Genomic DNA, 4,938 nt, shown 5'->3' with positions numbered 1-4,938 from the left:
CCCGCGTCGCCATGCTGACCTGCCTCATCTGATTTGCTCCTGCCACACAAATGCGGGGAGCAAATCAGATGAGGCAACGGCTTAACATCCAGGAACAATTCAGGCGAGGCAATGCGACCTCTCTTCCAGATTGTCGCGCTATAGGACCAGTTCCTGTCGAGTCTGCGGACGGCCTGGAAGGAGGGGGAAGTCCGCCCAACCGCAAGAGCCAGGTCGAGGCAAAAGCGAGGGCGTCGCCGACCGGATCCGCTCGTGAAGGTCACAGGCCAGTTGCGCGCGTGGTTCGACGAAGAGCCTTGGCGGACGAGCCGCGAACTACTGGTGCGTCTGCAGGCGGAGCAGCCGGGGCAATATCCTGATCCACTTCTGCGCACGCTGCAGCGCCGCTTGAAGATCTGGCGGAAGGAAAAGGCACACGCGATGGTGTTCGGCCCAATGCACGTGGAGCCCGGCATCGAGCCGATCGCGCATTGATTGAATCCTAGCCCAGGGGAACATTATGGTGAGGCAACGGAAAGATCGTTCGGGAGCATTCCAGGGTGAGGCAATACGGCTTCTCTCCCAGATTGTCGCGCTATACCACATGCCCAGTTCGCACCGCCGCTACGCGGAATGGTCGCCGGAGCGCTTCCGGCGCTGGGCTCGTTCGATCGGTCCACAGACCGAGGGGCTCGTCATCGCCATCCTTGCCAGCCGGCCGCATCCGGAACAGGGATTTAGAACATGCCTCGGCGTTCTCAAGCTCTACCAGGCGATCGACACAGCACAGGCCGAAGCCGTTTCGGCCCGTGCTCTCGAGATCGGCGGCCTGAACTGCAAAAGCATCAGCGCCCTCATCAAATCCCACAAAGCCTCCAGGCACACCGCCGAACCTGCCGCCGTCGGCGAGCACGCCAATCTTCGCGGCCCAGGCTACTTTCATTAAGGAGATAATCAACAAATGCTGACCAATCCCACCATCGACATGCTGCGCGAACTCGGCCTTTCCGGCATGGCAAACGCGTTCCAGGAACTGGAGACGCAGCCGGAGGCAAGAGCCCTCCAGCATGGCGAATGGCTTGCCCTCCTGCTCGAACGGGAGGCGACAACGCGCCGTCAGAAGCGCTTCGAGGCCAGAGCCCGTGCCGCTAAATTACGTCATGACGCCCAGATCGAGAACGCCGATTTCCGGGCAATCCGCGGTCTTGATCGCAATCTCTTCATGAGGCTGGCGACATGCGACTGGATCAGACAGCGCCATAGCCTGCTCCTGATCGGACCAGCCGGCGTCGGGAAGAGCTGGCTGGCCTGCGCGCTCGGCCACAAGGCATGCCGCGAAGATCTCTCGGTCGCGTACCACCGTGTGCCGCGCCTCTTCGCCTCGCTCGCCCTTGCCCGCGGAGACGGCCGTTACGCGAAGCTGCTCAAGAGCCTGGCCAAGACGGACTTGCTTATTTTAGACGATTGGGGGCCGGAGAAGCTCAACGACGAACAACGCCGCGATCTCCTGGAAATCGTCGAGGATCGCTACGAGAACCGTTCCACCATCGTCACAAGTCAAATTCCCGTGGATCACTGGTATGACATGCTTTCACCACGAGGGAGGCATCATGACGACGAAGATGACACATGCCATGCGCATGGAACTGGCCAATGCGGTCAGGGATCGCTATGCGGCCGCAGCGACTAAGGACAAGCGCAGGATCTTGGAGGAGTTTATCGCGGCGACGGGGCGTGCTGTCGCAGAGAAAATAACCGAATTTGTTCAGCGGATTAAGGAATTTCGCCGAGACGGGCGGCGTATCATGAAAAGTCCGCAATCCGTGTCCTGAACAGCCCCCCGCAGCCGAGGAGCCGGCAGACCCGTCAACGCCCGTCGCTCTATGACGAGGCCGCTCGGGGCGCGTTGATTGTGCTGTGGGAAGCTTCAGATCGAGTCTGCGGCAAGCGCCTTAAGGCACTGCTGCCCATTCTATTGCCGGCGCTGGAACGCAACGATCATTTGAAGCTCGAGGAGGAGATACGCCACAAGATCCTGTCGATGAGCGCCGCGACGATCGACCGCTTGCTCCAAATGCCGAGGCGCACCATGCGTACGAAAAAGAAGCCAAGGGTCGTGCCAGAGCCCCGGCGGCGCATCAAGATGCGCACCTTTGCTGACTGGAACGAGCCGCTTCCCGGCAGCATGGAAATGGACCTGGTTGCTCATTGCGGAGAGGCCAACCGCGGTAGCTACGTTCACAGCCTGGTTCTGACCGATATCGCGAGCGGATGGACGGAGGCCGCGCCCATCGTGGTCCGAGAAGGCACCCTCGTGGTCGAGACACTCGAGCGCATCCGCATGGGCTTGCCATCATGGCGGTATTCGCCTTCACGGGTAACATTTTAGGTGAGGCAACCAAGGCCACGCGGTAACATTTTCCTTGAGGCAACGCGACAATATCGAACCCAGGCCCGGCGATACCATTTTAGTCGACGCCTTTACTACTCCTTGGTGGCAACGCTTTGCCCTGAGAGCGCTGGATGTGGATAATGGCAGCGAGTTCGTCTGCGGATCAGCTGCTTGCGCGCCGTTTTGAGAGCTCGAAGCCGGCCGTTCGTGGTCTCAGCAATCGACTGGCAACCGCCAATCGGACGTCCCCGAAGGCGTTTGGCGCGGACAGATCTTTGACACCGTAAGGGAAACATCGCCCATCCCCCGCAAATGACCAATCCCCGCCCTGGCCAAAAACCGTCCAGTTTGAAGCGTCATTCAGATTGTTCCTGTTCGCCAAGGGGCGGAAACGGTGTGATCGACCAGTTGATTAAGTCGACGGCGCGCTGAAGTATCGCGTCGGTCTCAGCACGACTGGGTGAAGCCGCGATGACATATCCCATGCGGTCGTGGAAATCGCCCTTCCTGACGATCCGCGTCTTGGGTTCGACATAGAGTTTGACCTCGGCGACACCTGGTATAGCTGCTGCCCGACGCTCGCCATCGATCCCATCGAGAGTGCCATCCCGATCAGGAATTAGGGACTGTGCGACCGCAGTGTACGAATGCGTTTTGCGCAAATTCCAGTCGTCGCCGATGACAAGCTTGATATGCTCGGCGATGAGATCGATACCGTAAGCCAGCTGAAGCAGTTGAGGCTCAGGCGCGGCAGCAAGACGCGGATTGACTTCAATGACGACTGGGCCACGCTCCGTCCACCGGATTTCAATGTTTGTTGGCCCCCAGCCAAGGCCGAGAGCTCGCAAACAGCTCAGCGAAACACCAGCGAGACGCTCACGCTGATCATCGGTTAGCTGGGCCGGAAAGGTCAACTGGCGAAAGACAAAATGCGGTGGAGGGCCGTACTCAGCGGCGCCGAAGCCAATGACCTCATTTCCCATCGTTGCAGCGAGATAATGTGGGCCTTGGGCGAACTCTTCGACCAGTATCCTCGGCGAAGATTGCCATATATGCTTCCCGCCTAACAGGTAGGTCGTATGGTCGGCTACCTCATCGAAGTTCCGGCACAATCGGACACCGACGCTGCCGCTGCCCACGGCCGGCTTAAGAATTACTGGAAGGCCGATCTCCGCAGCAGAGCTTTCTACGTCCCTCGCGTTCGCTGCCAAACGATAAGCAGGGATTGGAATGTCGGCCTGCGCCAGGAGCTGACGTTGGGTAAATTTGTCGCAGCATAGTTCGATCGATGCCGGGTTCGGTCCCGGTAGATCGAAATACTGGCAGAGCTTGCCAACTGTCGCATGGACCCGCTCCTCGGCGCATACAATGCCAACAATCTCATGGGCGGCACGCAACCGGGAACATTCGCCGATTAGAGCATCGAGATTGCCTGTATCCACGCGGATTGCCTCACATCCGGCCACAAGAAAGTCCCGATGATCGGGGTTAGCCGACAGGTTAATTGTGTGAAGACCAAGACGATTGGCCACTTGGACGTATAGAAGACAACAACCCCATGCTCCGCCTTCAATCAAGATCAGAGCTCTTCTTGACATTCTTTTGACACCTCTACTGTCTTAGCGTACATCGGCAGCGGCATTTCAGTCGTACCTCAGACTTGCGGTGCCGCCCGCCGTTGAGGTTGCTGAGGAACGTACCATCGTTAAGGATTTGCGGTCGCAAAGATTTTGTAAATTTTACTTGAAGGATTTGTTGCAAGGTTTGACGATCGGCGGTGGGGCACGGAGCGTCTCGATGAAGGTCGGGCGGGGTGCGATCTTCAAGGGGCGCTGATTTGCGCATTTCGCTGATGGTGAGCTTGCCACCGGTACTTTCATCGCTGACCAGCGCAATGCCGCCTTCATTGGCAGCACCGCAACCGGCAAGTCGCATCCCGCCATCGCAGTCGCTCGATCGCAACGGGGCTCGCGGCCGCTTCTACAATGTTGTTTACCTCGTCAACCGGATCGAGACCAAACACCGTAACGGCAAGCAGAGGCGGCTCGCCGCGAAATGGTTGAAACCGGCAACGAATCCTGGCGTTTCAAAAACCGCGCCTGAACCAACCTTACCTGCCTTTTGCACGCCTACCGGCGTGCCGATTCAAGTCCGATTGACAGACTTGGCCGGAAACAAGCATCCAGCTATGCGACGGAAACGACGCTTGCTGGGTGGCGACTCAAGATATCGCGCAGGGCCTGAAGCACATCGGAGAGTTCTCTAAGATCCTTTGGCGCGCCAAGGCAAATGCGGATTGCGCCGGGGTCAGCCTCTCCCACCCCGGAGGCGATGGGCGGCGTCACAAATATGCCGCGACCCCGCGCAGCGGCGGCAAATCGATCTGCGGACCACTCCGGCGGCAATGGCAACCATCCGAAGAAGGCTGGGAACTGAAGTTTTGTGGCATTGGGAAAGACCTCCAGGAACACGCGGTAACGCTCCAGCGCCTGCCGGCGCCGCTCACGCAGAAGTTCTTCCAGCTTGCCGTTTTCAATCAGCCGCACCACTGCCTCGCTCAGCATTGG

At 59.0% G+C, this 4,938-nt stretch carries 4 protein-coding genes and 3 pseudogenes; 5 read left to right on the top strand and 2 right to left on the bottom strand.

The window, feature by feature from the left end; all coding sequences use genetic code 11:
• Positions 1-144: 144 nt before the first annotated feature.
• The 4 genes and pseudogenes from ABVQ20_RS40200 to ABVQ20_RS40185 form a co-directional block, all read left to right on the top strand.
• Positions 145-474, top strand: a pseudogene (locus tag ABVQ20_RS40200) (transposase); the annotation flags it as partial.
• A gap of 109 nt (positions 475-583) precedes the next feature.
• Complete coding sequence (locus ABVQ20_RS40195; RefSeq protein WP_354465378.1) at positions 584-925, top strand: hypothetical protein; 342 nt, start codon at positions 584-586, stop codon at positions 923-925.
• A gap of 15 nt (positions 926-940) precedes the next feature.
• On the top strand, positions 941-1,669 hold the full coding sequence (gene istB, locus ABVQ20_RS40190) for an IS21-like element helper ATPase IstB (protein WP_435528522.1): 729 nt from the start codon (positions 941-943) through the stop codon (positions 1,667-1,669).
• A 216-nt stretch (positions 1,670-1,885) separates the two neighbouring features.
• Positions 1,886-2,368 (top strand): hypothetical protein, encoded by a 483-nt coding sequence (locus tag ABVQ20_RS40185; RefSeq protein WP_354465376.1) that lies wholly within the window; start codon positions 1,886-1,888, stop codon positions 2,366-2,368.
• Positions 2,369-2,727: 359 nt separating this feature from the next.
• On the opposite strand, the gene ABVQ20_RS40180 is transcribed toward ABVQ20_RS40185, so the two are convergent.
• A complete protein-coding gene (locus ABVQ20_RS40180; RefSeq protein WP_354465374.1) occupies positions 2,728-3,969 on the bottom strand; it encodes an ATP-grasp domain-containing protein in 1,242 nt (413 codons plus the stop codon).
• 259 nt (positions 3,970-4,228) lie between these two features.
• On the opposite strand from ABVQ20_RS40180, the pseudogene ABVQ20_RS40175 reads away from it, so the two are divergent.
• Positions 4,229-4,421 (top strand): annotated as a pseudogene (locus ABVQ20_RS40175) (ATP-binding protein); the annotation flags it as partial.
• 136 nt (positions 4,422-4,557) lie between these two features.
• Here the strand turns inward: ABVQ20_RS40175 and ABVQ20_RS40170 are convergent.
• Positions 4,558-4,938: pseudogene (locus ABVQ20_RS40170) on the bottom strand (PLP-dependent aminotransferase family protein); the annotation flags it as partial.

Source organism: Mesorhizobium shangrilense (assembly GCF_040537815.1).
In the GTDB taxonomy this organism is placed as follows: Bacteria; Pseudomonadota; Alphaproteobacteria; order Rhizobiales; family Rhizobiaceae; genus Mesorhizobium; species Mesorhizobium shangrilense.
The sequence above is the reverse complement of the archived record's forward strand: the minus strand, read 5'-3'. Positions and strand labels throughout refer to the sequence as shown.

Coding starts and splice junctions, on each gene's coding strand:
- ABVQ20_RS40195 (WP_354465378.1), top strand. CDS start 584: ATGCCCAGTTCGCACCGCCGCTACGCGGAATGGTCGCCGGAGCGCTTC.
- istB (WP_435528522.1), top strand. CDS start 941: ATGCTGACCAATCCCACCATCGACATGCTGCGCGAACTCGGCCTTTCC.
- ABVQ20_RS40180 (WP_354465374.1), bottom strand. CDS start 3,969: ATGTCAAGAAGAGCTCTGATCTTGATTGAAGGCGGAGCATGGGGTTGT.